The organism is Kribbella sp. NPDC020701 (assembly GCF_055562215.1).
In genome coordinates this window covers 79621-104399 of the sequence record NZ_JBVHFT010000011.1, presented here as the reverse complement: position 1 = coordinate 104399, position 24779 = coordinate 79621, and the positions used below count along the sequence as shown (strand labels likewise).

General features: G+C 67.5%; 28 protein-coding genes. 12 read left to right on the top strand and 16 right to left on the bottom strand.

The window, feature by feature from the left end:
* Positions 1 to 31: 31 nt before the first annotated feature.
* From pstB to ACZ3HV_RS25895, 7 genes are all read right to left on the bottom strand, one after another.
* Entirely contained in the window at positions 32 to 808 is a 777-nt protein-coding gene (gene pstB, locus ACZ3HV_RS25925) for a phosphate ABC transporter ATP-binding protein PstB (protein ID WP_465687554.1), read from the bottom strand.
* A gap of 22 nt (positions 809 to 830) precedes the next feature.
* Complete coding sequence (gene pstA / locus ACZ3HV_RS25920; RefSeq protein WP_465687553.1) at positions 831 to 1751, bottom strand: phosphate ABC transporter permease PstA; 921 nt, start codon at positions 1749 to 1751, stop codon at positions 831 to 833.
* Positions 1748 to 2812 (bottom strand): phosphate ABC transporter permease subunit PstC, encoded by a 1065-nt coding sequence (gene pstC / locus ACZ3HV_RS25915; RefSeq protein WP_465687853.1) that lies wholly within the window; start codon positions 2810 to 2812, stop codon positions 1748 to 1750. Before pstC ends, pstA begins: the two co-directional genes overlap by 4 nt.
* 327 nt (positions 2813 to 3139) lie before the next feature.
* On the bottom strand, positions 3140 to 4276 hold the full coding sequence (pstS, locus tag ACZ3HV_RS25910) for a phosphate ABC transporter substrate-binding protein PstS (protein ID WP_465687552.1): 1137 nt from the start codon (positions 4274 to 4276) through the stop codon (positions 3140 to 3142).
* A 274-nt stretch (positions 4277 to 4550) separates the two neighbouring features.
* The gene (locus tag ACZ3HV_RS25905) at positions 4551 to 5024 is read right to left on the bottom strand and encodes a bifunctional nuclease family protein (RefSeq protein ID WP_465687551.1); all 474 of its coding nucleotides are present in this window, start codon (positions 5022 to 5024) and stop codon (positions 4551 to 4553) included.
* 129 nt (positions 5025 to 5153) lie between these two features.
* Positions 5154 to 6032 carry an NUDIX hydrolase gene (locus ACZ3HV_RS25900; protein WP_465687550.1) on the bottom strand — a complete coding sequence of 293 codons (879 nt, stop codon included), beginning with the start codon at positions 6030 to 6032 and terminating at the stop codon, positions 5154 to 5156.
* Positions 6033 to 6041: 9 nt separating this feature from the next.
* Entirely contained in the window at positions 6042 to 8201 is a 2160-nt protein-coding gene (locus tag ACZ3HV_RS25895) for an RNA degradosome polyphosphate kinase (protein ID WP_465687549.1), read from the bottom strand.
* Between the two features lie 106 nt (positions 8202 to 8307).
* On the opposite strand from ACZ3HV_RS25895, the gene ACZ3HV_RS25890 reads away from it, so the two are divergent.
* Positions 8308 to 9363 carry an alpha/beta hydrolase gene (locus tag ACZ3HV_RS25890; RefSeq protein ID WP_465687548.1) on the top strand — a complete coding sequence of 352 codons (1056 nt, stop codon included), beginning with the start codon at positions 8308 to 8310 and terminating at the stop codon, positions 9361 to 9363.
* On the opposite strand, the gene ACZ3HV_RS25885 is transcribed toward ACZ3HV_RS25890, so the two are convergent.
* The 3 genes from ACZ3HV_RS25885 to mshD all read right to left on the bottom strand — a co-directional run bounded on the left by ACZ3HV_RS25885 (position 9360) and on the right by mshD (position 12011).
* Positions 9360 to 9866, bottom strand: a complete 507-nt coding sequence (locus tag ACZ3HV_RS25885) for a PKD domain-containing protein (RefSeq protein WP_465687547.1) — start codon at positions 9864 to 9866, stop codon at positions 9360 to 9362. The two genes, ACZ3HV_RS25890 and ACZ3HV_RS25885, sit on opposite strands and share 4 nt — an antisense overlap.
* 401 nt (positions 9867 to 10267) lie before the next feature.
* A complete protein-coding gene (locus ACZ3HV_RS25880; RefSeq protein WP_465687546.1) occupies positions 10268 to 10891 on the bottom strand; it encodes a DUF6318 family protein in 624 nt (207 codons plus the stop codon).
* 205 nt (positions 10892 to 11096) lie between these two features.
* The gene (gene mshD / locus ACZ3HV_RS25875; protein WP_465687545.1) at positions 11097 to 12011 is read right to left on the bottom strand and encodes a mycothiol synthase; all 915 of its coding nucleotides are present in this window, start codon (positions 12009 to 12011) and stop codon (positions 11097 to 11099) included.
* Positions 12012 to 12149: 138 nt separating this feature from the next.
* Here mshD and ACZ3HV_RS25870 point away from each other — a divergent pair, with 138 nt between their 5' ends.
* Together ACZ3HV_RS25870 and ACZ3HV_RS25865 are read left to right on the top strand one after the other, a co-directional pair.
* Positions 12150 to 13928, top strand: coding sequence for a bifunctional metallophosphatase/5'-nucleotidase (locus tag ACZ3HV_RS25870; protein WP_465687544.1), 1779 nt, complete (start codon positions 12150 to 12152; stop codon positions 13926 to 13928).
* A gap of 118 nt (positions 13929 to 14046) precedes the next feature.
* Positions 14047 to 14355: a hypothetical protein gene (locus ACZ3HV_RS25865; protein WP_465687543.1), complete on the top strand. Its 309-nt coding sequence runs from the start codon at positions 14047 to 14049 to the stop codon at positions 14353 to 14355.
* A 7-nt stretch (positions 14356 to 14362) separates the two neighbouring features.
* Here ACZ3HV_RS25865 and ACZ3HV_RS25860 read toward each other — a convergent pair whose 3' ends face one another.
* Complete coding sequence (locus tag ACZ3HV_RS25860; RefSeq protein WP_465687542.1) at positions 14363 to 14602, bottom strand: MoaD/ThiS family protein; 240 nt, start codon at positions 14600 to 14602, stop codon at positions 14363 to 14365.
* A 163-nt stretch (positions 14603 to 14765) separates the two neighbouring features.
* On the opposite strand from ACZ3HV_RS25860, the gene ACZ3HV_RS25855 reads away from it, so the two are divergent.
* Entirely contained in the window at positions 14766 to 15476 is a 711-nt protein-coding gene (locus ACZ3HV_RS25855; protein ID WP_465687541.1) for a winged helix-turn-helix domain-containing protein, read from the top strand.
* Between the two features lie 100 nt (positions 15477 to 15576).
* On the opposite strand, the gene arfB is transcribed toward ACZ3HV_RS25855, so the two are convergent.
* Positions 15577 to 16011 (bottom strand): alternative ribosome rescue aminoacyl-tRNA hydrolase ArfB, encoded by a 435-nt coding sequence (gene arfB / locus ACZ3HV_RS25850; RefSeq protein WP_360367860.1) that lies wholly within the window; start codon positions 16009 to 16011, stop codon positions 15577 to 15579.
* A 64-nt stretch (positions 16012 to 16075) separates the two neighbouring features.
* Between arfB and ACZ3HV_RS25845 the strand changes: the two genes are divergently transcribed.
* From ACZ3HV_RS25845 to ACZ3HV_RS25820, 6 genes are all read left to right on the top strand, one after another.
* Positions 16076 to 16504, top strand: a complete 429-nt coding sequence (locus tag ACZ3HV_RS25845) for a TlpA family protein disulfide reductase (protein WP_465687540.1) — start codon at positions 16076 to 16078, stop codon at positions 16502 to 16504.
* Positions 16505 to 16551: 47 nt separating this feature from the next.
* The gene (locus ACZ3HV_RS25840; protein WP_465687539.1) at positions 16552 to 17427 is read left to right on the top strand and encodes an RDD family protein; all 876 of its coding nucleotides are present in this window, start codon (positions 16552 to 16554) and stop codon (positions 17425 to 17427) included.
* Between the two features lie 273 nt (positions 17428 to 17700).
* Positions 17701 to 18165 carry a DUF4395 domain-containing protein gene (locus tag ACZ3HV_RS25835; RefSeq protein ID WP_465687538.1) on the top strand — a complete coding sequence of 155 codons (465 nt, stop codon included), beginning with the start codon at positions 17701 to 17703 and terminating at the stop codon, positions 18163 to 18165.
* 12 nt (positions 18166 to 18177) lie between these two features.
* On the top strand, positions 18178 to 19026 hold the full coding sequence (locus ACZ3HV_RS25830) for a sulfurtransferase (protein ID WP_465687537.1): 849 nt from the start codon (positions 18178 to 18180) through the stop codon (positions 19024 to 19026).
* Between the two features lie 2 nt (positions 19027 to 19028).
* Positions 19029 to 19325: a DUF1416 domain-containing protein gene (locus tag ACZ3HV_RS25825; RefSeq protein WP_130446290.1), complete on the top strand. Its 297-nt coding sequence runs from the start codon at positions 19029 to 19031 to the stop codon at positions 19323 to 19325.
* A 302-nt stretch (positions 19326 to 19627) separates the two neighbouring features.
* Positions 19628 to 20854 (top strand): choice-of-anchor P family protein, encoded by a 1227-nt coding sequence (locus ACZ3HV_RS25820; protein WP_465687536.1) that lies wholly within the window; start codon positions 19628 to 19630, stop codon positions 20852 to 20854.
* A 303-nt stretch (positions 20855 to 21157) separates the two neighbouring features.
* On the opposite strand, the gene ACZ3HV_RS25815 is transcribed toward ACZ3HV_RS25820, so the two are convergent.
* A complete protein-coding gene (locus ACZ3HV_RS25815; protein ID WP_465687535.1) occupies positions 21158 to 21367 on the bottom strand; it encodes a hypothetical protein in 210 nt (69 codons plus the stop codon).
* Between ACZ3HV_RS25815 and ACZ3HV_RS25810 the strand changes: the two genes are divergently transcribed.
* Positions 21366 to 21725: a hypothetical protein gene (locus tag ACZ3HV_RS25810; RefSeq protein ID WP_465687534.1), complete on the top strand. Its 360-nt coding sequence runs from the start codon at positions 21366 to 21368 to the stop codon at positions 21723 to 21725. The two genes, ACZ3HV_RS25815 and ACZ3HV_RS25810, sit on opposite strands and share 2 nt — an antisense overlap.
* 53 nt (positions 21726 to 21778) lie before the next feature.
* Here ACZ3HV_RS25810 and dtd read toward each other — a convergent pair whose 3' ends face one another.
* Positions 21779 to 22204, bottom strand: a complete 426-nt coding sequence (dtd, locus tag ACZ3HV_RS25805) for a D-aminoacyl-tRNA deacylase (RefSeq protein WP_465687533.1) — start codon at positions 22202 to 22204, stop codon at positions 21779 to 21781.
* A 93-nt stretch (positions 22205 to 22297) separates the two neighbouring features.
* Here dtd and ACZ3HV_RS25800 point away from each other — a divergent pair, with 93 nt between their 5' ends.
* Positions 22298 to 23128, top strand: coding sequence for a beta-keto acid cleavage family enzyme (locus ACZ3HV_RS25800; protein ID WP_465687532.1), 831 nt, complete (start codon positions 22298 to 22300; stop codon positions 23126 to 23128).
* Here ACZ3HV_RS25800 and ACZ3HV_RS25795 read toward each other — a convergent pair.
* Positions 23065 to 23523, bottom strand: a complete 459-nt coding sequence (locus ACZ3HV_RS25795; RefSeq protein ID WP_465687531.1) for a hypothetical protein — start codon at positions 23521 to 23523, stop codon at positions 23065 to 23067. The two genes, ACZ3HV_RS25800 and ACZ3HV_RS25795, sit on opposite strands and share 64 nt — an antisense overlap.
* Entirely contained in the window at positions 23520 to 24680 is a 1161-nt protein-coding gene (locus tag ACZ3HV_RS25790; protein ID WP_465687530.1) for a molybdopterin-dependent oxidoreductase, read from the bottom strand. Before ACZ3HV_RS25790 ends, ACZ3HV_RS25795 begins: the two co-directional genes overlap by 4 nt.
* Positions 24681 to 24779: the final 99 nt, after the last annotated feature.

Here is a 24779-nt window from a genome sequence, read left to right as displayed (position 1 = left end):
TCACGGCGGCCGGGGCGGTTCGTCGTACGGATCAGCCGAAGCGGCCGGTGATGTAGTCCTCGGTGGCCTTCTCGGTCGGGTTGGAGAAGATCTGCTTGGTCGGACCCATCTCGATCAGCCGGCCCGGCTTGCCGGTGGCGGCCAGGTTGAAGAAGGCGGTCTGGTCCGACACACGGGCCGCCTGCTGCATGTTGTGCGTGACGATGACGACGGTGAACCGGTCCTTCAGCTTCTCGATCAGGTCCTCGATCGCCAGCGTGGAGATTGGGTCCAGGGCCGAGCACGGCTCGTCCATCAGGATCACCTCGGGCTCGACCGCGATCGCCCGGGCGATGCAGAGCCGCTGCTGCTGACCACCGGACAGGCCCGCACCGGGCTTGTCCAGCCGGTCCTTGACCTCGGTCCACAGGTTCGCGCCCTGCAGCGACTGCTCGACCACCTCGGTGAGCTTCTTGCGGTCCTTCATGCCGTTCAGCCGCAGCCCGGCCGCGACGTTGTCGAAGATCGACATGGTCGGGAACGGGTTCGGCCGCTGGAACACCATGCCGACCACGCGGCGGACCGCCACCGGGTCGATCCCGGTCGCGTACAGGTCCTGCTGGTCCAGCATCACCTTGCCCTCGACCCGGGCGCCGGGGATCACCTCGTGCATCCGGTTCAGGGTGCGCAGGTAGGTGGACTTGCCGCAGCCGGACGGGCCGATGAACGCCGTGACCGAGCGGGGCTCGATCGTCATCGACACATCCTCGACCGCCTTGAAATCGCCGTAGTAGACGTTGAGGCCGCTGACCTCGATGCGCTTCGCCATATCGACTCAGTACCTCTCGTGACTATTTCGACTTGATCGTGCTGAACCGGGCGATCAGCCGGGCCAGCACGTTGAGGGCAAGAACGAGGAGGATCAGGGTGAGCGCCGCCGCCCAGACCCGGTCCGCGGCCGGCTGCAGCGCCAGCTCGGTCCGGTCCTGGTTGATCATCGTCGGCAGCGCGCCCATGAACCCGTTGAACGGGTTCAGGTTGATGTTCTTGGAGTAGCCGACCAGGATCAGCAGCGGCGCGGTCTCACCCATCACGCGGGCCAGGCCGAGCATCACGCCGGTGACGATGCCGCCGAACGCGGTCGGCACGACCACCTTCAGGATGGTCTTCCACTTCGGCACCCCGAGTGCGTACGACGCCTCCCGCAACTCGTCCGGAACGAGCTTGAGCATCTCCTCGGTCGAGCGCAGTACGACGGGCAGCATCAGCAGCACCAGCGACAACGAGACGGCGAACCCGACCCGGTTGAAGCCGAACACCGTGATCCAGACCGCGTAGATGAACAGCGCGGCGACGATCGACGGCACACCGGTGAGGATGTCGATCATGAAGCTGACCGCCCGGGCCGCCTTGGTGCCCTTGCCGTACTCGACCAGGTAGATGGCGCCGAGGATGGCGATCGGGACGGCGATGGCGGCGGTGATCAGCGCCATGATCAGTGTGCCCATGATCGCGTGGTACGCGCCGCCGCCCTCGCGGCGGACGGTGATCCCGCGCTGCGACTGGCTCCACCAGTCCGCGCTCAGCAGCAGGTGGTAGCCCTTGCTGATCACGGTGAAGAGGATCCACACCAGCGGGATCAGCGCGACGAGGAAGGCCAGCACGATCAGCACGGTGGCCAGCGTGTTCTTGAAGGCCCGGGCCCCCGACTTCCCGGTCAGATCCAGCGCCTGACCGTCGTACGCCGGTTTGTTGGCAGCCAGCGTGGTCATGAGGTGGCTCCTTCGGTCGCGGCCGGCGTGGCGGAACGGCGGCCGCGGCGCGGGCGCTTCCCGCCCGGGCCGCTGCGGGCGACGATGATCCGGGCCGCGGAGTTGACCAGGAAGGTCACCACGAACAGCACCAGGCCGGCCGCGATGTAGGCGCCGGTCTTCTCCGGCGAGTCGAACTCGGCGGCGTTGTTGGCGATCTTCGAGGCGAAGGTCTCGCCGCCTGCGAAGATCGACGAGTTCCAGGGGTCGTTGCCGTTCGGCACCGACAGGATGATGAGGACGGCGACCGTCTCACCGAGCGCCCGGCCCAGGCCGAGCATCGAGGCGCTGACCACACCGGACCGGCCGTAGGGCAGGACGGCCATCCGGATCATCTCCCACTTGGTCGCGCCGAGGGCGAGGGCGCCTTCGCGGTGGGTGATCGGGGTCTGCTGGAAGATCTCCCGGCTGATCGCGGTGACGACCGGCAGGATCATGATCGCCAGCACCACGGACGCGGTGAACACCACGCCGACGTTGTCGCCCGGCGGCTTCTCGAACACCGGGAGCCAGCCGAGCGCGGAGGCCAGGCCGTCGATCACCGGGCGCAGGATCGGCGCGAAGAACAGGATGCCCCACAGGCCGTAGATGATCGACGGCACCGCGGCGAGCAGGTCGACCGCGTACGCGACCGGCTGAGCCAGGCGCTTGGGCGAGTAGTAGGTGACGAACAGCGCGACCCCGATCGCGATCGGGACCGCGATCAGCATCGCGATGATCGAGCTGATCACGGTGGTGTAGAACATCGCGGCGATACCGAATCGGGGGTCGTCACCGCCGGGCTCCCAGATCCGGGAGAACAGGAAGCTGCTGTTGTTGTCGGCCAGCGAGGGAATCGCCAGCGCCAGCAGGAAGATGCCGACGAACGCGACGATCGCGACCACCAGACCGCCGGAGCCGCGGGCCAGGCCGGCGAACAGCCGGTCGCCGAGGTGACCGACCGGGCCGAGTTCGACCTTCTTGTCGGTGTCGGCCGGCCGTGCCGCGGTGCCGGTCGTCGACTCGACCCCGGCCTCGGTCATGGTCTCGGCCGCTCGGTGCTCGGCGGCCTCGTGCTCGGCGTGTTCCTCGGCCAGGCCCTCGAACCGCGGGGCCGGGTCGGAGGTCTCGTGGACGAGATCCTCGATCCGGGGTTCTTCCGTACCGGCCGGGGTCTCGGCCGTCGCCGGGTCGGCGGCCGCGCCGTCCGGCCGGTCGGGCGGTGCCGTGCCGTCTGGACTACTCATCGATGGTGCTCCAAGCGCCTGGGTCGTGGGGTCAAGGTGTGCCAGGTCCGACGAGGCGAAGCCCCGGCCGCCCTCCGATGACTCGGGGACCGGCCGGGGCTCGCATTCACTGCTGTTTCGTCGTCAGCTGATCGACTGGATGGCCGCGTCGACCTTGGTCCGGATCTCCTCCGGCAGCGGCGCGTAGTTCAGGTCGGTCAGCGAGGCCTGGCCGTCCTTGCTGACGAAGTAGCTCAGGAAGCTCTTCACCAGCGCGGTCTTCTCGGCCGGCAGACCCTTGCTGCAGGCGACCTCGTAGGTGACCAGGATGATCGGGTAGGCGCCCGCCTCCTTGGTCGCGTAGTCGAGCTTCAGCGACAGGTCGTTGCCGCCCGCGCTGGCCGGCTTCGCCGCGGCGAGCGCCTTGCCGGCGGACTCGGCGGTCAGCTCGACCGGGGTGCCCGAGCCGTTGTCGATCTGCGCGATGCCGAGCTTGTTGTCGACGGCGTACGACCACTCGACGTAGGTGATCGAGTTCTTGGTGCTCTTGACGCCCTCGGCGACACCCGCGGACTTCTCCTTGCCGGCGCCGGTGCCGGTCCACTTCTTGGCCGGCTTGCCGGTCCAGGCGCCACCGCCGGAGGCGGCCAGGTACTTGGCGAAGTTCTCGGTGGTGCCGGACTCGTCGGAGCGGAAGAACACCGAGATCGGGGCCGACGGCAGCGTGACGCCCGCGTTCAGCTTGGCGATCGCCGGGTCGTTCCAGGTCTTGATGGTGCCCTGGAAGATCTTGGCGGCGGTCGGGCCGTCCAGGACCAGCTTGTCCAGGCCGTCGACGTTGTAGGCGATCGCGACCGGGCCGATCACCATCGGCAGGTCGAGGGCGGCGTTGTTCTGGCAGCGCTTGGTGGCCTGGGCCATCTCGGTCTCGCCGCCGTCGGTGGCCTCGGTCTTGAGGGCCGAGTCGGAACCGGCGAAGTCGACCTGGGCCGCGTTGAACTGCTTGATGCCCGCACCGGAACCGGTCGGGTTGTAGTTCACCGTGACGTCGGCGCACTTCTCGTTGTACTTGCTGATGATTTCGTCGATGGCATTCTTCTGCGCCGAGGAACCCTCGGCGTTCAGGGTGCCCTGCGGGCAGTCGGCAGCCGCGGACGACGACGACCCGCCGGGGCTCGAGGAGCCCGACGGCTCCGGGTCACTGCCACAGGCGCTCAGAGCGAGCACGCCGAGGGATGCCACGGCGACGGAGCCGACGCGGAGCAGGCGATTGACGGACACGAGAGTGTTGCCCTTCTGCGGGAATCAGACTTCTGAACTTCCACCGACGGTAGGGAGACCAGGTGACCGACCGGTCCGTCACTGGTGAACGAGCGGTGAACGGTTCTAGTAGCCTGTGCGACGTCTGGCATGCCGATAGGCGGCTAACAGGTGAACTGAGTTAGGGGTCGTGACTCTGCGTCGACGCGAACGCCTGTTGGCTCAGGTTTCGGTAACGCTCAGCGCACTCTCAACGTGAACGACCGGCTTCGGTCGCTCGGATCTGTGTCCTGGTTCAGCTGGAGAAGTCCTCCGGGGCGACGCCGTCGAGGAACTGGCGAAAGCGTTCCAGCTCGGCCTGTTCTTCCTCGGGGGTGGCGACACCGGCTTCGCGGAGAACCTGTTCGGTGCAGCGGATCGGCGTACCGAGGCGGACCGCCAGCGCGACCGAATCGCTCGGCCGGGCCGAGACCCGGGCGCCGTTGGCGAGCACGAGCTCGGCGTAGAAGACGGCGTCCCGCAGTTCGACGATCTCGACGGCCTCGATGTGGACCCCGAACGCCTCGATCAGATCGCGCATCAGATCGTGCGTGAGCGGCCGCGAAGGACGCAGCCCCTGCTCTTCGTACGCGATCGCCGTCGCCTCGACCGAGCCGATCGAGATCGGCAAGTAGCGGTAGCCCTCGGTCTCGCGCAGCATCATCACCGGAGCCCGGTTGGGCGATTCCATCCGGATCCCGATCAGTGTCAGTTCTCGCATCATCGTCATGGTGCGCCCCGAACCTCTCCTCAGACCCGCGCCCGGTGGGACGCCGGGTTCCTCGGTAGGAAGATACCCGTCACACCTAGTGTCACCCCGACGCACCCACAGCTGTGCCTGGATCGTCACCGACCCGTGTCACGGAGCCCTGAAGCGCTCGTAGACCAGTCGGCCGTCGGCCAGCCGGTGTGCCACCAGGAAGGCTCCGGTGGAGAACTTGCCGACCTTCAGGCCGAGCTCCCGGGACAGTGCGGGCAGCACCGGCCGGTGCGAGCACACGACGGTCACCTTGCCCGTCTTCCAGGCCCGTTCGCCCAGACCACGCAGGCCGTCCGGATCCGCGTCGTACCCACGCTCGGAGATCTCCGGCCACAGATGGATCTGCCGATCGAGTAAGGCCGCGTACGGCGTGATCGTCGCCACACACCGCTCCGCATCACTGCTGATCAACCGGTTGGCACCGAGAGCCGCGAGTACGCCGGACAGTTGCTCGGCCACCGCCGTACCGGTGCTGTTGAGCGGGCGGCCTGTGTCCTTGCCGTCCCACTCCTTCCGCTTCACAGCCTCCGCGTGCCGCACCAGCACCAGCGTGGCGGTGACCGGCACCGCCGGCTCCAGGGCGTCCAGGATGTCCACGTCGCGCGGGTAACTGAGCTTGCTGCGGGCCTTGTCCACCGGCAACCAGGTGATCTCGTCCACCTCGTCGTTCGGCTGGAAGTCGCTGTCGTCGATCGGAGTGGCAGACCAGTAGTGCACGAGCTTCTGCACGGTCCCGCCGTTCTTGCGGACCGGATAGCGCTGCACACCGAGCGGTGGGCCGAGGATGACCTGCTGCCCGGTCTCTTCCTCGATCTCACGCCGTGCGGCGATCAGTACGTGCTCGTTTGCGTTCAGCTTGCCCTTCGGCAGGGACCAGTCGTCGTACCGCGGCCGGTGCACGAGCAGCACCTGCCTGGTACCGCGGCTCTCACGCCAGACGACAGCGCCCGCGGCGATGACGGTCGCCGGGTTGCTCATGAATTCAGCCTAGGTAATGGGATCGGCTGTCCTGCGGCGCCCACGCGTGGCGATGAGTCTTTCTTGCAGATCACGCAGCGGTTCGCCATCCGACCGGATGAGCCGGGGCCGCCAGGTGTCGTCGGCCTGCAGCCACCACGAGCCGGTGCCCTCGTCCATGGCCAAGTCGAACATCTCCCCGAGCTCGGTGACGTGGTCGGGTTCCTTCAGCTGCACCAGCACCTCGACCCGGCGGTCCAGGTTGCGGTGCATCAGGTCGGCCGATCCGATCCACACCTCCGGCTCAGCGCCGTTCTCGAACCAGAACACCCGGCTGTGCTCGAGGAACCGGCCGAGGATGCTGCGGACCTGGATGTTGTCGGACAGGCCCGGGATGCCGGGCCGGAGCGTGCAGATGCCGCGGATCCACAACTCCACGGGTACGCCGGCCTGTGACGCCCGGTAGAGCGCGTCACACAGCGCCTCGTCCACCAGGCTGTTCACCTTGATCCGGACCCGGGCCGGACGACCGGCCTGGTGGTGCTGAACCTCTCGATCGATCCGCTCGACGAGCCCTCGCCGTACCGACTGGGGTGCGACCAGGATCCGCCGGTAACCGGCGCTGCGTCCGAACCCGGACAGGTGGTTGAACAGATGCGCGATGTCCTCGGTGACCACTCTGTCGCTGGTCAGCAGTCCGAGGTCCTCGTACAGGCGGGCGGTCTTGGGGTGGTAGTTGCCGGTGCCGATGTGCGCGTAACGGCGCAGGCCGTCCGGCTCCTCACGGACGACCATCGACAGCTTGCAGTGCGTCTTGAGGCCGATCACGCCGTACACGACATGACAGCCCGCGTGCTCCAGCTGGCGGGCCCATTTGATGTTCGCCGTCTCGTCGAAGCGAGCCTGGATCTCGACCAGCACCAGTACCTGCTTGCCGGCCTCGGCGGCGTCGATCAGCGCGTCCACGATCGGTGAGTCACCGGAGGTGCGGTACAGCGTCTGCTTGATCGCCAGCACATGCGGATCCGCGGCTGCCTGCTCGATGAACCGCTGCACACTGGTCGAGAACGAGTCGTACGGGTGGTGGACCAGGACGTCGCGCTGCTTCAGCGCGTAGAACATGTCCGCCGGGTTGGCGGTCTCGACCTCCGCCAGGTGCGGGTGGGTCGAGGGCACGAACCCCGGGTACTTCAGCTCGGCGCGGTCCAGGCTCGCGATCGTGAACAGGCCACGCAGGTCCAGCGGGCCGGGCAGCTCGAACACCTCGGCCTCGGTGACGCCCAGCTCCGACAGCAGCAGTGCCTTCACCTGCGGGTCGATCGACTCCTCGACCTCGAGCCGGACCGGCGGGCCGAACCGGCGGCGCAGCAGCTCCTTCTCGAGCGCGGCCAGCAGGTTCTCGGCGTCGTCCTCCTCGACCTCGAGGTCCTCGTTCCGGGTCACCCGGAAGGTGTGGTGCTGGGTGACCTCCATCCCCGGGAACAGCTGGCCCAGGTGGGTCGCGATGACGTCCTCGAGCGGGACGAACCGGCCGTCGGCGACGCGGACGAACCGCGGCAGCAGCGGCGGCACCTTCACCCGGGCGAAGTGCTCGCCGCCGGTGTCGGGGTTGCGGACCACGACGGCCAGGTTCAGCGAGAGGCCGGAGATGTACGGGAACGGGTGCGACGGGTCGACCGCCAGCGGGGTCAGCACCGGAAACACGCGGTCCCGGAAGAACCGCGTCATGTCCTCGCGCTCGGAGTGCTCGAGCTCGTCCCAGCGCAGGATGTCGATGCCCTGCTCGGTCAGCGCCGGCTGGACCGCCTTCCGCCAGGTCTCCGCCTGCCGGTCCATCAGCTCACGGCTGCGGGCGAGGCTGCGGTCCAGAACCTCGCGCGGGAGCAGGCCGCTGGCCGCCCGCACCGCGACTCCGGCCGCGATCCGGCGCTTGAGACCGGCGATCCGGACCATGTAGAACTCGTCCAGGTTGCTGGCGAAGATGGCCAGGAACTTGGCCCGCTCAAGCAGCGGGATCCGGTCGTTCTCGGCCAGTTCGAGGACGCGCTGGTTGAACGCGAGCCAGCTCAGCTCGCGATCGGAGAAACGGTCGCCCGGAAGGTCGCCGGCCGCCGCGATGTCGTACGGCGGCTCGACGTCGTACTCCCGGTTGTGGGATGCCAGCAGGTCTCCAGCCACGTTGACCAGCATCCCATCCTTTGGTGAACAAGAGGTAGCCGTCCGCGAGTGCTGAATGTGATGTATTCGGTCGCCTCGACGCCAGGGCCGACGCTTGCAGTTGCTAGCGTCACTCCTTGTGAACCCACGACTGGACTCGGTGCTCCGAGGCGCGGTGGCTGCCGTACAGGCGAACGCCCTGACCCCGCTGTACGCCCTGCCCACCGCCGTCCGGCGCCGGTTGGCCGGTCAGCCGATCCAGATCGACGGCAACACGCTCGACCCCGAGCTGCAGCTGCTCGTGCGCGTCGAGAAGTTGTTGCCGAGAACAACCAAGTCCGACGCGGCCACGGCGCGTGCGCACCTGAAGACCCTGTGCGCGCTCGTCGCCGGCCCTCTGGTCGAACTACAGCGCGTGACCGAGCTGACCGTCCGTGGTGCCGACGGCCAGTTGGGGGCGCGGCTGTACGTCCCGCGCGACGCAGGCCGCGGCCTGCTGGTGTTCCTCCACGGCGGCGGTTGGGTGGTAGGCGACCTCGACACCCACGACGCGCTCTGCCGATCACTGGCCCGCGATGCGGGCATCCGGGTCCTGTCGGTCGACTACCGCCTGGCTCCCGAAGCGCCGGCGCCGACCGCGGCCGAGGACGCCATCGCCGCCTTCACCTGGGCCGTCGACCACGCCGAGGACCTCGGCGCCGACCCGTCATTGGTGGCCATCGGCGGCGACAGTGCCGGCGGCAACCTGGCCGCCGTCGTCGCCCAGCAATGCGTACGCCGCAACCTCCCGCAGCCCGCCCTCCAGGTCCTCCTCTATCCGGCCCTGGACCTGGTCAACCGCCGCCCCAGCCGAGACCTCTTCTCCGAGGGCATGATCCTCACCGAAGACGACATCATCTGGTACCGCGACCACTACACCCCCGACCCCAAGGTCCGCACCGACCCCGTGGTGTCGCCCCTCCTGGCCGAAGACCTCACCGGTCTCGCCCCCACCTACCTCACCACCGGCGGCTTCGACCCCCTCCGAGACGAAGGCGCCGAGTACGCCACCGCCCTCCGCGCAGCCGGCAACGACCTCACCTACGTCCCCCACCCCTCCCTAACCCACGGCTACGCCAACCTCCTGAACATCCCCGGCACCACCCGAGAAGCCCACACCCACCTAACCACCCACCTGAAGTCAGTGCTCTATTAGTTGGGCGGATCCACCAACACCGGAACAGCTTCCCGAACCTGCAGCGCCGTCGCGGGACCTGTGACAGGCACGGTGCCATCGATGTACTGCCAGCCGGTGTCGGCAACGTTGAAGCGGGCCGCGTAGTTGGTCGTCAGCGTGAGGTTGACGGTGCCACGCTTCAGGTACTTGTGGACGATCTCCTTCGCCGGGTACGGCTTGCCGGGAGTGCTGGTGGTCAACGCCGGAGTGCCGTCGCCGAAGCGCCAGGTGTAGCTGATCGGGGTCGCCTCGACGATCACCGGGAAACCCAGCAGGCTGATGGGCGTCCTCGACACCTCGCTCTCGTCGGTGTAGACGATGGTCTCCAGATTCACCAGCGTCCGCCCGTTAGGTTGCACCTTCACCGCCAACCCCGGGAACCCGACAAGCTTCGTCTCAGCCAGCACCTGCTCCCACGTCACATCCTGCGGCCGCGGCCGCACCACCTCAGGCGGCACCCGCCGCCGCGAAACCGTCTCCACCGGCACATCCGGCAAACACCGAGCTGGCCCCGGCACACTCCCGTCCGGCTGCATCCGCCCACACATCCCAATGTTCAGGCGGAACGGCCGTTGCGGATCCACCTGCGGATCCCGAATGTCGTTCGCGGCGGGCGGATTGCCCTTGCGAGGTCGGTGCGGCTGCTTGGGTGCTGGGGGCGGATCGAGTCGACGGCGTTGCTGCTGACGACGCACCTGCTCGGCTGTCAGTTTGACGCCGTGCTTGCCTGGCTTCCCGCCGACAACCGGCGGGCGAGGAGAGACGGTAGTCGCGGACGTGGCTTGATCAACGACGCCCGACCCGACGGCGTGGCTGCTTCCAGCGACAGTCGCGGTTGCGAGGATCGCCACCACGAGAGGCGGGAGGAACCAGCCCGCGCGCTTCATTCCTTGACTTCCATCTCGTACATCACCCAGTTGTTGCCCTGTGGCGACAGGGTGAACTCCATGACTGCCGAACTGGCAGGCCGTGCGACGGGCTTCGCCGACGGTGACGGCCGTTCCGTGTAGGCGCCGCTCCGGATCTCCGCAGAGCCACCGACCTTCCCTGAGCTCCCGCGCACTATCTCCCTGACCGAGATGAGTTTGTCGAGATAATCGCCGCTGAGGCCGCCATTCGAGGCGTTCGAGAACTTGACGAAATCGCTGATCGCCTTGCAGCCGATACAGCCCTTGTCGCTTTCGGCCATGAAGTACTGAGCATCGCCTGTTGCATACGCGTAGTTCTGCAGGGAGACGTAGTAGCCGATGAATGCTTCGGCCGCCGAAAGGGTGAGCCCAGACGCGTTAGGAGTCCGCGTCGGCGGTGCCGACGGCGTTGGGACTCCGGTGGGAATGCTGGTGGGGGTCGAGCTGGGTGGCGCGGTGCTTGAAGCGCCGGGCGAGGTGTTCGACGCCGTTGTATCGGGGCGGCCAGCCTCGGGGCTGCCTGGGGTGCAGGCGGTGAGTAGCGCGGTGGTGGTTAGGCAGGCCAGGAGTGCGAGGGTTGGCCTGTTGCGGACTGTCACCTGTGTCACCTCTCCGTAGTCGACTTGATCGTAGTCGGGAGTGGGAGCGGGTGGGGATGTCAGAAAGTGCAGTTGTGGATAAGTGCGGGCCAGGAGCCGTCCGGCTGGGGGGTTAGAGGCGCGGACGGCTCCTGGTTGATGGTGGGACGGGCGAGGGGTGGGGTTTATGACGGGAAGTGAGGGGGTGACTTCGCTGTGACGTCGTTCACAGGGGCTTGGGGGCGTACTGGATGTCCAGAGCGGCGGTGGTGAAGCCGAGGGAGTTGTAAAGGCGGCGGGCTGCGGTGTTGGTGCCGTCGACGTAGAGGACGACGGTGTCCAGGTCGCGGTCTTCCTGGAGGTGGTGGAGGCCCTGGAGGGTGAGCGCCTTGCCCAGGCCGCTGCCCTGATAGGTCGGGGATACGCCGACCACATAGACCTCGCCGATACCGTCCTCGACCTTCGTCCAGTGGAAGCCGGCCACTGCGTCAGTGCTCGAGTCCACCGCCAGGAAGAAACCGTTCGCGTCGAACCACGGCTGCTGCAGGCGCTCCGCCAGATCGGCCGCCGTCCAACTGCCCTGCTCGGGGTGATCTGCGAAAGCCTCACTGTTCACCTTGAGCCAAGCCGCATCGTCCCGTCCGGGCACAAACGTCCGTACGGCGATGCCCTCCGGCCACACCGCGTCAGGAAGAGAAGCCCTGGTACGCCGGAGGAAGTAGAGCTCCCGTGTGACCTCCAGACCGAGTCGGCTCGCCAACTCGTCGGAACCAGGCAGTCGTCCGTGCGCCCACACCTGGGTTCGTTTACCACCGTGATCGAGCAGCATGCGGAGTAGCGCCGTACCGGTGCCTTGGCGTCTGGCTGTGGGGGCGACGACCAGCTCGGCCGAGCCGTCTGGTGCGAGGGCGCCGTACCCAATGAGGTTTCGGGCGCTCTGCAGGCCGGTGACCTCGATCGTGCCCGGGTCGCCTTCGTACGCGAGTACGTGCAGGTCGCCGGGGTGCTCGCCGTCGAGGTGGAGCAGGGTGCGCTCGGAGAGCGGGTGGACGCCGTCGCTGTGTGCAGCTGAGCGGGCGAGTTCCGTGACGGCGGCGGCGGTGGCCGAGGGCAACGGTGAGGGTACGGCTTCGAGAGTCACCTGAATACCGTAAAAGGTCTGGCTCAGTTCATGCTCAAGTCCTTGGATGGGTCGCGTCACGTCGGGTAATTTTCGCGGCACCGCGGATCTTTTCGCGGGGACCGCACCAGCGGTGATCGCCACTACAACGGAGTAGACATGGCCCTGACAGGACGAGACAAGAAGCGGTTGGGGGGACGGCGGGCCCTCGGCCTGATCGCCGCCGGCACGGCCGCGGTACTCGCCATGGCCACGGGGGGAACCGTGACCCAGGCGGCGCCGGCGAAGCCCAAGCCGACGCACACCCAGATCCAGCTGCTCGCCCTCAACGACTTCCACGGCAACCTGGAGCCGGCGACAGGATCGGGCGGCAACATCAACGGCATTCCGGCCGGTGGCGCGGCCTACCTCGCGACCCACCTGAAGGACTTGCGCGCCGCCGCGGCGGCGAAAGGGCAGGACTCCGTCACGGTCGCCGCGGGTGACCTGATCGGCGCCTCGCCGCTGCTGTCGGCCGCATTCCACGACGAGCCGACGATCGAGGCGCTGAGCGGGATGGGCCTGGAGGCCGCGTCGGTCGGCAACCACGAGTTCGACGAGGGCTGGCACGAGCTGCTCCGGATGCAGACCGGTGGCTGTCTGCCCGACGGCGACGGGCAGAACAACCAGAACTCCTGCCCCGACACGAAACACCCGTTCAAGGGCGCGAAGTTCAAGTACCTGTCGGCGAACGTGTTCTTCGAGAACACGCAGAAGACGCTGTTCGCGCCGTACACGATCAAGTCCTTCGACGACGGCCGCAAGGTCGCGTTCATCGGCATGACGCTGGAGAACACGCCGAACATCGTCACCAAGTCCGGCGTCGCGGGCCTGACGTTCAAGGACGAGATCGAGACGGCGAACGCGCTGGTTCCGGTGCTGAAGAACAAGGGCGTGAAGTCGATCGTCGTGCTGCTGCACGAGGGCGGCTTCCCAGCCGACCCGAGGGCCTACAACAGCTGCCCGGGCATCTCCGGTCCGATCGTCGACATCAACGCCGGGCTGGACCCGGAGATCGATGCGATCATCTCCGGCCACACCCACCAGGCGTACAACTGTTCGCTGCCGGACAAGGCGGGTAAGCCGAGGCTCGTCACCAGCGCGTCGTCGTTCGGCCGGCTGGTGACCGAGGTCCGGCTGAGCATCGACAACGCGACCGGTGACGTCGACCGGGTGAACACGCTGGCCAACAACCAGATCGTCACCCAGGACGTGCCGCAGGACCGCAAGACCGCCGAGCTGATCGCCAAGTACAAGACGCTCGTCGACCCGATCGCGAACAAGGTGATCGGCCACCTGACCACACCGTCGGTCGTGCGTACGCCGGACGACTCGCTCGAATCGCCGTTGGGCAACCTGATCGCGGACGCCCAGCTCGCCGATGCGTCGGTCGTCACCGGCGGGAAGACGCCGGTGGTGGCGTTCATGAACCCGGGCGGTATCCGCGCCGACCTGGCGTCGACCGCCGGTGAGGTCACCTTCGGGCAGGCGTTCACCGTGCAGCCGTTCAACAACTTCCTGGTGTCGATGGACATGACGGGAACGCAGATCAAGGCGTTGCTGGAGCAGCAGTTCTCCGGCGTGAACGGGCCGGAGGCCGCGAAGTTCAAGGTGCTCCAGGTCGCAGGCATCACCTACACGTGGAACCCGGCCGCGGCGGCGGGCTCGAAGGTTGTCGCGGGGTCGATCAGGATCGCCGGGCAGCCGTTGGTGGACGCCACGTCGTACCGCATCGTCACGAACAACTTCCTCTCCGACGGTGGCGACGGCTTCCCCGCCTTCACCACGGCGACGGACAAGTTCTTCGGCGGCCTCGACATCGACGCCTTCGCCAACTACCTGACCGCCCACGACCCCTACACCCCGGTCGCCACGGACCGCATCTCCATCGGCTCCTGACCAAGTGCCGGTACGCCGCCCCCCGGCGGCGTACCGGCCACCCGGGAGAGGCGTGGCTTTTACGATCCCGTGACCTTGCTGCTACCTTGCGTACTCGGTTCTTTTCGGAAGGTGACCGATGTCGCACGTTGCTCCGACTTCGCATCGCCGTGCGGCCCGGGCGTCGCATCGCGGGCATCGCAGTGAGGATGGGCCGATCCAGGTGACCACCTGGCTCGGGTTGACGTTCGCGTTCGTGGTCGGCCTGGTGCTGACCAGCCGGGCGCATGTCGGCGTTCACGCGGCCGGGGTCACGCTCCTGGTGATGCTGGTGCCGCTCACGGTGGCCGTGTTCGGGTCCGCGTTCCGGCGCGGGCTCGGCTCGGGGAAGGCAGCGCTCACGACCGCCGTGGCGCTCGCCCTGGTCTTGCTGAAGTTCTTCCTCTGACCTGGCTCTAGCCGCCGGCGAAGGGCGGGAGCGCGTCGACCTGGGCGCCGGACTTCAGCGGCGTGGCGGGGTCCGCGCGTTCGCCGTCGAGCAGGAACGTGCAGATCGACAGGACCCGGGCCAGCTCGGGCCGGCCGGCTGACACGGTGCTGACGAGATCGCGGATCGACGCGGCCTCGGCGGTCGCGGTGGACTCGCCGGCGGCGGACCGCGCGGCGGCAAAGTACCTGATGGTGACTTCCGGCATGTGGTCGGACGCCTCACTTATCGGTTAAGTCTTCCGCTATTATGTCAGCTTGCTGTTGCTATCCAGTGTGTCTCGGGCCCCCGGCAATGACGCCGTCGGGGCCTGACGTGCACAAGGACAGGATCGCTGACAAGGGATCCGCTGATCAGCACGAGGAGACAGCGTGAGCACGTTGCTTCTGCTGACGAACGCGCTGCAGGCCTCCACAGAGGTCCTGCCCTCGCTCGCCCTGCTGCCGCACCAGATCCGGATCCTGCCCTCCGAGGTCGCCGCGCTGGTCGACGCTCCGGATGCGGACGCGGTCCTGCTCGACGCTCGCCGCGATCTGGTCGCCGTGCGCGGGGTGTCCCGGCTGATCCGTACGACGGGGATCGACGTACCGCTCATCCTGGTCGTCACCGAGGGCGGTCTGACCGCGGTGAACGCCGACTGGGGTGCGGACGACGTACTGCTCGACACCGCCGGTCCGGCGGAGATCGAGGCACGGCTGCGACTCGTCATCGGCCGGCTCGCCGCGGTGCGGAACGAGGAGCCTGACTCCTCGCTGATCCGCAGCGGCGACGTGGTGATCGACGAGGCGTCGTACACGGCGAAGCTGAATGGGCGGGCGCTCGACCTGACCTACAAGGAGTTCGAGCTCTTCAAGTTCCTCGCACAGCATCCGGGGCGCGTGTTCACCCGGGAGCAGTTGCTGCAGGAAGTGTGGGGGTACGACTACTTCGGCGGCACGCGGACGGTGGACGTGCATGTACGGCGGTTGCGCGCGAAGCTCGGCCCGGAGCACGAGTCCCTGATCGGGACCGTGCGGAACGTCGGCTACCGCTTCGTCATCCCGCCGACCACCACCCGCGAGACCGCGGACGCGACGGCCTGACCACCGACCAGCGTCGGCAGTTCGGTGGCCTTCGGCAACTTCCAGACGTACGCCGAGAGCCAGCCTGCAAGCGGCCAAGATAACGATCGGCGGGGCCGTCTCAGTCGCTTGGACGGCCACGTAGGCGCTTGGTCTCGCCGCGGCGTTTCTTGCTGTCGAGCCGCCGCCGGACCGAGCCTTTGCTCGGCTTGGTCGGCCGACGTGGCCGGGGCGGTGCCGCGATCGCCTCCCGCATCAGCGCGGCCAGCCGACCCCGGGCTGCCTCCCGGTTGCGCCACTGCGACTTGTACTCCGACGCCGCGATGGTCACCACGCCGTCGATCAGCCGGGACTGCAGCCGCTCGAGCGCCCGGGACTTCAGTACGTCGCTCAACGCCGTCGTACCCGCTACGTCGAAGCTCAGCTCCACCCGGCTGTCCGTGGTGTTGACGGACTGCCCGCCGGGTCCGCTGGACCGCGAGAATCGCCACGCCAGCTCGGCTTCGGGGATCACCACCCCCGCCCGGACCATCACTCCGCTCTCCACGGACCCCATTGTCCAGTCCGAGGAGTGAAACGCACGGTTGAAATGCAAACACCCCGCCGTACGGTGGATTGTTGTGAGCTTAGGTATCTGGGTCCTGGCCGGCGCTGTGGTCGCCGGAGTGGTGCTCAGTGCGCTCAAGACGTGGGCCGACGGGCGGTTCCGGGGGAAGGTCGAAGACGTGGAGCGGGTGTCGGCGGACGAGGTCGGGGGAGAGCTCGGGGAGCGGGCCACCTTGCTGCAGTTCTCGTCGGCGTTCTGTGCGCCATGCCGGGTCACTCGGCGGACGCTGGCCGAGGTCGAGCGCATGGTCGACGGAGTGCGGCACGTCGAGCTCGACGCGGAGTCGCATCTGGAGCTGGTCCGGCGACTCGACATCCTGCGGACTCCGACGACGCTGGTGCTCGACAGCACCGGTGCGGTCGTCAAACGCGCCAGTGGTGCGCCGCGCAAGCCAGATGTGATCGCCGCGCTCGCCACCGCGATCGACCGGCAGCCCAACTAACCCATACCGGATGGCGAATGCCCTCCGGTGTAGGGAATGCTGTGGCGGTGAGCTACCCAGCCGGTTGGTACGACGACCCCCAGGACCCGACCCAGCAGCGCTACTGGGACGGCGAGGTCTGGACGGATCAGCGCCGTCCCCAGCAAGGCCCTCCGCCGTACCAGAGCCAGTTCGGACAGACGGGCCAGCCGCAGTACGGCCAGCCCGTCCAGCACGGTCAGGTGTACGGCGGCGCCCAGCCAGGACCCGCGCAGTACGGTCAGCCGGCGCCGGCGCAGTACGGACAGCAGCAGGCGCCCTACCAGCAGCAAGGTCAGGGCTACCCGCAGCATGGCCAGGGCTACCCGCAGCAGCAGGGCTATGGCTACCCAGGGAAGCGGGTCGCTACGACGCCGGACGGGCAGCCGCTGTCGGGCTGGTGGCGCCGGGTGTTCGCCCGCATCATCGACTCGATCATCGTCGGCCTCATCGGTCTGCCGCTGACCGGCTACTTCTACTACCAGTACTCCCTGGTGATCTGGAAGTACCTCCAAGACACCCTGGACGCCGCGGAGGCCGGCACCCCGACGACCAGCACCGCGCTGCCGCCGGAGGCGTACAAGTGGATGATCCCGGCGGTCCTGATCGGGATGCTGGTCGCCTTCGTCTACGAGTACCTGTTCCTGACCAAGAAGGGCGCCACGCCCGGGAAGATGGCGCTCGGCATCGCGGTCCGGCTGCGGGACGTGCCCGGCCTCCCGCCGGGCTCCGCGGTGGCCAAGCGGTACGGCTTCGAGATGGCGCTCAGCCTGCTCGCCGCGATCCCGGTGGTCGGCACGCTGTTCAGCTTTCTTGCTCTGATCAACTACCTCTGGCCGCTCTGGGACGACAAGAAGCAGGCGTTGCACGACAAGGTCGCCAAGACGAACGTGGTCCGCACCTGATCTGTCCGCAGTTTGATCAGTTGTCTCAGCAATTGGGACCACAGCTGGTAGTCCGGCCCGGTTTCCGTACTCTCGATGCGTGGCTTACACGACATGGCTGACCAAGCGCAGGGCAGTGGACAACTGCCGGATGCGCTCGTCGCTGTGTCGTCGCCGCTGACCAGGCGGCGTCCCGAGCGCTGCGAAACCGGTCGCTGAGCACGGTTTCGCGTACGTCGCCTCCCGCATTCCCGGGCGGGTCCGGCTCGAACTCCTCCTCCTCCGGGAGTCGGCATGTCCGAACAGACGGCCACGAAAAGCATCCAGGTTGATCCGCGGGGACTCCGGTTCGCGGCCGGTGTGACCACGGTCGTCCTGGCGTTGACGCTCGTACTGAACAACCCCTGGCCGCTCGCGGTCCAAGCCGTGGTGTTCGCGATCTCGGTCGCGTTCGGGGTCCAGGCGTCGCCGTACGGGCAACTGTTCAAGCGGCTGATCCGCCCCCGGCTCGGTCCGCCCAAGGAGCTGGAGGACGCGGCCCCGCCGCGATTCGCCCAGCTGATCGGCCTCGTCTTCGCGGTCGCCGGTCTGATCGGGTATCTGACCGGCGCGACCGTACTGGGCGTGGTCGCCACCGGATTCGCCCTGGTGGCGGCATTCGTGAACGCCGCCGTCGGGCTCTGCCTCGGGTGCGAGGCCTATCTGCTGATTCACCGCATTCGTACGCCATCCCGTGACACCAGCACCGCTACCAACTGAGAGGCAGCACACATGAGCAGGGAATCCGCGCTCGTCTCGGCCGACTGGGTCGAGGAGCACAAGACCGACCCCGGGGTCGTCCTCATCGAGGTCGACGAAGACGTCTCGGCGTACGACGGCGGCCACATCGCCGGCGCGATCAAGATCGATTGGCAGGACGATATGCAGGACCCGGTCCGTCGCGACTTCGTCAGCCAGGAGCAATTCGAGGCGCTGCTGTCCGACCGCGGTGTGAAGAACGACGACACGGTCGTGCTGTACGGCGGCAACAACAACTGGTTCGCGGCGTACGCGTACTGGTACTTCAAGCTCTACGGCCACGGTGACGTCCGCCTGCTCGACGGCGGCCGCAAGCGCTGGGAGCTGGACAGCCGTGAGCTGACCGACGAGGTGGTCAAGCGCGAAGCCACCGAGTACTCCGCGCAGCCGCAGAACCTGGAGATCCGCGCCTTCCGCGACGAGGTCGGCGAAGCCATCGGCGTGAAGAACCTGGTCGACGTGCGCAGCCCCGACGAGTACGCCGGCCGGCTGCTCGCCCCGGCCCACCTCCCGCAGGAGCAGGCGCAGCGCGCGGGTCACATCCCGACCGCGGCCAGCATCCCGTGGAGCAAGGCAGCCAACGACGACGGTACGTTCCGCGCCGACGACGAGCTGAAGACGCTGTACGCCGACGCCGGCGTGGACTTCGGCAAGGACACCATCGCGTACTGCCGGATCGGCGAGCGCTCGGCGCACACCTGGTTCGTGCTGCACGAGATCCTCGGCCAGCCGAACGTGAAGAACTACGACGGTTCCTGGACCGAGTGGGGTTCGCTGGTCGGCGTACCCGTTGCCCTCGGCGACGAGCCCGGGGAGGCCTGACCATGTGCGGAGCCACGAAGGGCGGCCTCGACCTCAAGGGTGTCGACGTCGACAAGGAAGCCGTGATCCAGGGCCAGGTGTTGCGCGGTGACGAGCCGGTCGGCGGCGCGTACGTACGGCTGCTGGACTCCACCGGTGAGTTCACCGCCGAGGTGCCGACCTCGGCGACCGGGCACTTCCGGTTCTTCGCTGCGCCGGGCAGCTGGACGCTGCGCACGCTGGCGCCGAAGGCCGACCCGGTCGACCGTCAGGTCGTCGCCCAGTACGGCGAAGTCGCGGAAGTGGCCGTCACCGTCTGAGTTGTCGATCGTTACTGATGGTGCCACCTCCACCTGCAGGTGGCGCACCCTGAAGTGAGCACCGAAGGGCCCGGACCTTGCGCGTCCGGGCCCTTCGGCATGTCCTGGATCGCTTGCACCGGAAGGGATCCCGGGCATCGCGCCCGAGTTACGGGTCGGCGCCGGAATCTCGCGGGACGAGCGGCCGTGTAACGGTTTGGTCTCGGAGCGCATTCTGCTCGTTACCTACCGCAACCGCCTGAGTTGTGTCTGTGTCCTGACCCGCGACTCGGGTCACGTCATCACTCAGGGAGGAGGGGTCAATGCGACCCCGCATCGGATACAAGAAGCTCGCGGCCGTCGGAGTTGCGGCGGTTGTCGGCGTGGCTTCTACGATCGCGCTGACGTCGGGTTCTGCGTCCGCCTCGCCGGTTTTCGGATACAGCGGCTACTCGTACGGGACCGACGTTGAATCCGGGCTGGCGAACAGCGGCCCGCAGGTGATCAGCAAGTTCGGTTGCACCACCGACCCGAACAAGGCCGACAAGAACGACATCGCCACGGCCAACGTGAACAACCAGGCGATCGCCCGCAGCGTGCGGACCGACACCCACGCGTTCGACGACAAGAGCGGTACGGGCGTCACCAGCAACGCGACCGCCGTCGACATCAAGGTCGGCAGCCTGCTCACGCTGACCGGTGTGAAGACCACCACCACGGCGAAGTACTCCAAGGGCCAGCTGTCCTACACCGGTAGCACCACCTTCGCCGGCGTGAAGATCGGCGCCATCGCGGTGCCGTCGCTGCTGAACCCGAAGCCGAACACCAAGGTCGCCGTTCCGGGCCTCGGCTACATCGTGCTGAACCGTGTCGGCGGCGTGAAGACCAGCTCCGGCATCTACTCGTACGCGCAGGCCGTCGTGATCCACGCGAACGTGAAGAACCAGTACGTCCCCGAGGGCGTCGACGTCGCGGTGCTGAAGACCCGCGCGGAGATCTCCAAGCCGGCCACCGCTCTGGTGATCGGTGACGCGTACGGCACCAAGGCCAACGCCGACAAGCTGGTCGTCTCCAGCCCGACGTCGCTTCAGACCACCTGCCAGGGGACTGAGGGCAAGACGGTCAAGGTCGCGGTCGGCGAGCTGAACATCCCGAAGGTCGCCTACGTCGGTGGCGTCTACACCACCAAGAACGGCGCCATCGGGGCGGACAAGTCCTACATCAACTTCACCTCGCACGTCGCGGGCGTGAAGGTGGCCAACCTGTCCATCGGCGCCATCGAGTCCTCGGCGTCGGCGTGGAAGACCAAGGACAACAAGACCGGCGTGAGCTCGTCCTCGAGCATCGCGTCGATCCGCGTCGGCAACAAGGTCTACCCGGTCAAGACCGGTGAGAACCAGACCCTGGACATCCCGGGCGTCGCCCGGCTGACCTTCAACCAGGTCGTGCGGCAGAAGCGCTACATCTCGGTGAACGCCCTGGTGATCGACGTCTACAGCCTGAACACCAAGGTCATCGTCGGCCACTCGGCCGCCGGCGTCGTCAGCTGACACCGCCCCTCTGAGTCGAACCTCACCGACCCAGAACAAGAACACCCCGGCCCCCGGATCCCTCTGGATCCGGGGGCCGGCTTGCTTCTGTGTGCGCCAATCTCCCGGTATGACGTTACTGGCGAAAATCAAAGGCTTGATCGCTGCCTCGGCGTAACGAATCCTTCGCGGTGACGATTCACCGTGCAGGGGATAACTCAATGTCCGGGGGGACGGAATCATGGCGCTCAGCCATCGCTGGAATGTCGCTGTTGCAGTCTCGACAGTTGTCGGAGCGGTTATCGCAGTCGTCGCGTTCGCCGTTCAGTTGGGTGGTGCGGACGCCCAGTCGGCGCAGTCGCCACCGCCTACATCACTGACCTTGGCCTCAGAGACTCCGCTGGAGACGCCGACGGAGACGTCGTTGGAGACACCGACCGAGACACCGACCGAGTCGCCGAGCGACTCGCCACAGACGCCGTCCGATCCGCCGACGGAGACGCCGCCCGACCTGCCGACGCCGACTCCGTCCATGACGCCGACCGTACTGGCGATCGACCAGGTCGCCGTCACCTTCGCCGAGAGTAGTCAGGGGATCGGGCCGGGAATGTACAAGGTGTCCGGGTCCGGCAGGGTGACGCTGAAGTTCTGGTGGACCACCTACAGCAACCTGGGCAAACTCACCGGTCGGAGCTGCACGGTCGTCGCTCAGGTTCGTAACACCAAGACCAAGGCCATTGTCTGGGACGAGCGAACCAACAGTTGCACCTTCGAAGGCTATTACTGGGAAGGTTTCCCGGCCGGCAGTTATCAGATGACCGTCAAGGTCACCGCGGCGTCCGGGGTGACAGGAGTTGGGCGATCCAACTTCGCGGTCACCGCGGTCGGCTGACCACGCTCGGGGTCTGCGGTACTCGGTGGGCTTGCCGCGTGGGATGGAACCCGTCAGGCGTCCAGGATCAGGGTTACTGGGCCGTCGTTGACGAGGGCTACGTCCATGTGGGCTCCGAAGCGGCCTCTTTCTACTTTGGCGCCTAGGGATTCGAGGGTGGTGCAGAAGGAGTTGTAGAGGGGTTCGGAGAGAGGGGCGGGGGCGGCGGCGTTCCAGGAGGGGCGGCGGCCTTTGCGGGTGTCGGCGTACAGGGTGAACTGGCTGATCGCGAGGATCGGGGCCTGCTCGTCGGCGGCCGAGCGTTCGTCGTGAAGGATGCGGAGGGTCCAGATCTTCGCGGCCAGCGCGGCGGCCTTCTCCGGGGTGTCGTCGTGGGTGACGCCGAGGAGGACCACCAGTCCGGGCCCGTCGATCGCGCCGACCACCTCGCCCTCGACGGTGACCGATGCCTGACTGACTCGCTGTACGACGGCTCTCATAGTCACATCCTGCCTGGCCGGAGATCGTCCGGTGATCGGACCCCTGAGCAGGCAAATATCTCGTTGGTGACCCGGATCTGGCAGGATTCGTCCATGGCGTCGACTCTGATCACAGTTGCTCCCACCGGTGCCGAGACCGCGAAGGCGGACTGCCCGGCGCTGCCGACCACGCTCGACGAGCTGGTCGAGACCGCGAAGCGGTGCGAGGCGGCCGGGGCCGCGATGATCCACATCCACATCCGCGACGGCGAGCACAAGCCGACGCTGGACCTCGGCCGCCTGACCGACACGGTCGCCGCGATCCGGGCGAATACGGCGCTGATCGTCCAGCTGTCCACCGGCGGCGCCGTCACCGATCCGTACGACCACCGCCTCCGCGTCCTCGACGCCGTACCCGACTCCTGCTCGCTCACCCTGGGCACGGTCAACTTCGGCGACGACGTGTTCATGAACCCGTGGCCGTTCGTGACCGAGCTCTACCAGCTGACGCAGGAGCGTGAGGTGGTGCCGGAGTTCGAGCTGTTCGACCTCGGCCAGGTGGCGGCGCTGCACCGGTTGCTGGACAAGTTCGGCCTCCCGTACGGCGGACGCGTGCACTGCGACCTGGTCATGGGCGTCCCCGGCGGCATGCCCGGTACGACGGACGCCCTGGTGGCCGCGGTCAACGCGCTCCCCGCTGCGGTGACCTCGTGGTCCGCGACCGGGATCGGGCGTACGTCGCTCACCGTCGCGCTGGCCGCGTTGTCGAAGGGCGGAAATCTCCGGGTCGGGATGGAGGACACGCTGACCCTGGCGAAGGGGCAGCCGGTCACCCACAACGCCGAGCTGGTCGAGCGAGCCGCCACGCTCGCGACGCTGGCTCAGCGCCCGCCGATATCGCCGGACGAGGCCCGCGACCTGCTGAACGTCAAGCGGGACCGCTGAACCAGGAACACCACCGCGCCGGCCACAACGATCGTTGCCTCCAGCAATAACCAGTCGCGGAGGTAGTCCCGCGGGAGCACGGTCGGGTTGGCGCCTTTACCCTGCCGCAGGAGCAGCGGGATCGCGATCAGCGTGGTGAGACCGACGTACAGCAAGGTGGTTCGCAAGGCGCCGACGGTGCGGTGCCTGTCGGGGCCGATCGACCACCGGGTCACCAGCCAACCGATGGCGACCGTCGTGGGGACCAGGAAGAAGTCGTCGACGAGGACCGCACCTCCGAGCCAGATCGGCAGCCGAATCAGCGCCGGCGGCTCGACAGCGCCGACCAGCAGCCAGAGGCCCCACAGCCCGAAGCCCACCCCCGCCGCACCGAGCGCGACCCTGACAGCCTTCATGCGATGACCTCCAGGCGGTGGACCCATTTGGTCTGGAGGACGCCGGGGCGGTTGGGGGCGATGATGCGGGCCGGGAAGCCGTGGTCGAGGGCGAGCTCGGCACCGTTGAGGCGGAGGGCAAGAAGCGTCAGAGGATCGTCGGCGAACTCCGGCGGTAGCTCGCTGGTCGCGTAGAAGCCGCCCTTCTCCATCGAGACGACGCGGACCCGGGAGCCGGGCGGAGCCCCACACAGGCTCAGCAGGTCGCGGATCCGGATGCCCTCCCAGTGAGCACCCTGACTCCAGCCCTCGACGCAGGCGATCGGGAGGTCGGAGGGGTTCTGCTCGAGGTTCCGGAGTTCGTCGAGGGTATACGACAGTTTCCGTGGGCCTGTGATCGTGAAGCGCCAGTTGGCATCGATCCCGGTGACACCCGCGTCCTTCGCCGTACGGTTGACCGGCAGGCCTTGCGGACCGACGTTCGGCTTCCGCGGCGCGAGTACGGCGACCGGGCCGAAGGCGGGCACCGACTGGCCGACCGAGGTGATCCCGACGAGAGCGCCGGCGCCGGCGACCGTGCGAAACAAGCCGCGCCGGGTCAAGCCAGTGATTGCGGGAGGCAACGAATCTGCGACCGGCCGGCGGTCGGCCGGCGTACGGCGCCAGTGGGCGAGGATCAGCGGGAGCTTGACGGCAAGGTGGACGAGCAGTGCGCCGACGATGATCCAGGCGAGCGCGTAGTGGGTCTGCTTGAACGGGAACGGCCACGGATACCACTGCAGGGTGTTCAGGAAACCGGTGAACAGCTCGAGCGCCAGGGCGGAGACGAGGACCAGGATCGAACCGCGTTCCAGGATGGTGGTGAGGGCCTTGCGGCTCGGCGGCCAGGGAAGCTTGGCGAACAGCTTCGGGTAGACGGTCCACAACTTTGCCAGCAGCAACGGAACGGCGACGGTACCGCTGAGGATGTGCAGACCTTGGGTGACACGGTAGAGCGAGGCCGGCCGGCTGGGGATGGTCAGCCACCCGGGTGTGTCCTGCTGGAGATGGCTGAACAGGCCGGTCAGGAAGCAAATCGCCACCGCGAGGCCGAGCCACCGGCCGATCACCGTCGCCACGCGCGGATGGTGCAGCGGGGACGGAAAGGACTTCTCGGTCGGTGGGGCCGCGAGCTTCATGTTTCCACTACAACCCACTTTGGTCCGTGCGCACGGCGTCCATCGGTTACTGCTCGCGAACGACGTACGTAAGAACAGGAGGTGGTGGCCCAGAACGGG

Bases quoted from the DNA above. Each gene is read 5' to 3' on its own strand.
- pstB (WP_465687554.1), bottom strand. From the start codon at position 808: ATGGCGAAGCGCATCGAGGTCAGCGGCCTCAACGTCTACTACGGCGAT.
- pstA (WP_465687553.1), bottom strand. From the start codon at position 1,751: ATGACCACGCTGGCTGCCAACAAACCGGCGTACGACGGTCAGGCGCTG.
- pstC (WP_465687853.1), bottom strand. From the start codon at position 2,812: ATGACCGAGGCCGGGGTCGAGTCGACGACCGGCACCGCGGCACGGCCG.
- ACZ3HV_RS25905 (WP_465687551.1), bottom strand. From the start codon at position 5,024: ATGACGATGATGCGAGAACTGACACTGATCGGGATCCGGATGGAATCG.
- ACZ3HV_RS25900 (WP_465687550.1), bottom strand. From the start codon at position 6,032: ATGAGCAACCCGGCGACCGTCATCGCCGCGGGCGCTGTCGTCTGGCGT.
- ACZ3HV_RS25895 (WP_465687549.1), bottom strand. From the start codon at position 8,201: ATGCTGGTCAACGTGGCTGGAGACCTGCTGGCATCCCACAACCGGGAG.
- ACZ3HV_RS25870 (WP_465687544.1), top strand. From the start codon at position 12,150: ATGGCCCTGACAGGACGAGACAAGAAGCGGTTGGGGGGACGGCGGGCC.
- ACZ3HV_RS25865 (WP_465687543.1), top strand. From the start codon at position 14,047: ATGTCGCACGTTGCTCCGACTTCGCATCGCCGTGCGGCCCGGGCGTCG.
- ACZ3HV_RS25860 (WP_465687542.1), bottom strand. From the start codon at position 14,602: ATGCCGGAAGTCACCATCAGGTACTTTGCCGCCGCGCGGTCCGCCGCC.
- arfB (WP_360367860.1), bottom strand. From the start codon at position 16,011: ATGGGGTCCGTGGAGAGCGGAGTGATGGTCCGGGCGGGGGTGGTGATC.
- ACZ3HV_RS25835 (WP_465687538.1), top strand. From the start codon at position 17,701: ATGTCCGAACAGACGGCCACGAAAAGCATCCAGGTTGATCCGCGGGGA.
- ACZ3HV_RS25830 (WP_465687537.1), top strand. From the start codon at position 18,178: ATGAGCAGGGAATCCGCGCTCGTCTCGGCCGACTGGGTCGAGGAGCAC.
- ACZ3HV_RS25825 (WP_130446290.1), top strand. From the start codon at position 19,029: ATGTGCGGAGCCACGAAGGGCGGCCTCGACCTCAAGGGTGTCGACGTC.
- ACZ3HV_RS25820 (WP_465687536.1), top strand. From the start codon at position 19,628: ATGCGACCCCGCATCGGATACAAGAAGCTCGCGGCCGTCGGAGTTGCG.
- ACZ3HV_RS25810 (WP_465687534.1), top strand. From the start codon at position 21,366: ATGACGCCGACCGTACTGGCGATCGACCAGGTCGCCGTCACCTTCGCC.
- ACZ3HV_RS25815 (WP_465687535.1), bottom strand. From the start codon at position 21,367: ATGGACGGAGTCGGCGTCGGCAGGTCGGGCGGCGTCTCCGTCGGCGGA.
- dtd (WP_465687533.1), bottom strand. From the start codon at position 22,204: ATGAGAGCCGTCGTACAGCGAGTCAGTCAGGCATCGGTCACCGTCGAG.
- ACZ3HV_RS25800 (WP_465687532.1), top strand. From the start codon at position 22,298: ATGGCGTCGACTCTGATCACAGTTGCTCCCACCGGTGCCGAGACCGCG.
- ACZ3HV_RS25795 (WP_465687531.1), bottom strand. From the start codon at position 23,523: ATGAAGGCTGTCAGGGTCGCGCTCGGTGCGGCGGGGGTGGGCTTCGGG.
- ACZ3HV_RS25790 (WP_465687530.1), bottom strand. From the start codon at position 24,680: ATGAAGCTCGCGGCCCCACCGACCGAGAAGTCCTTTCCGTCCCCGCTG.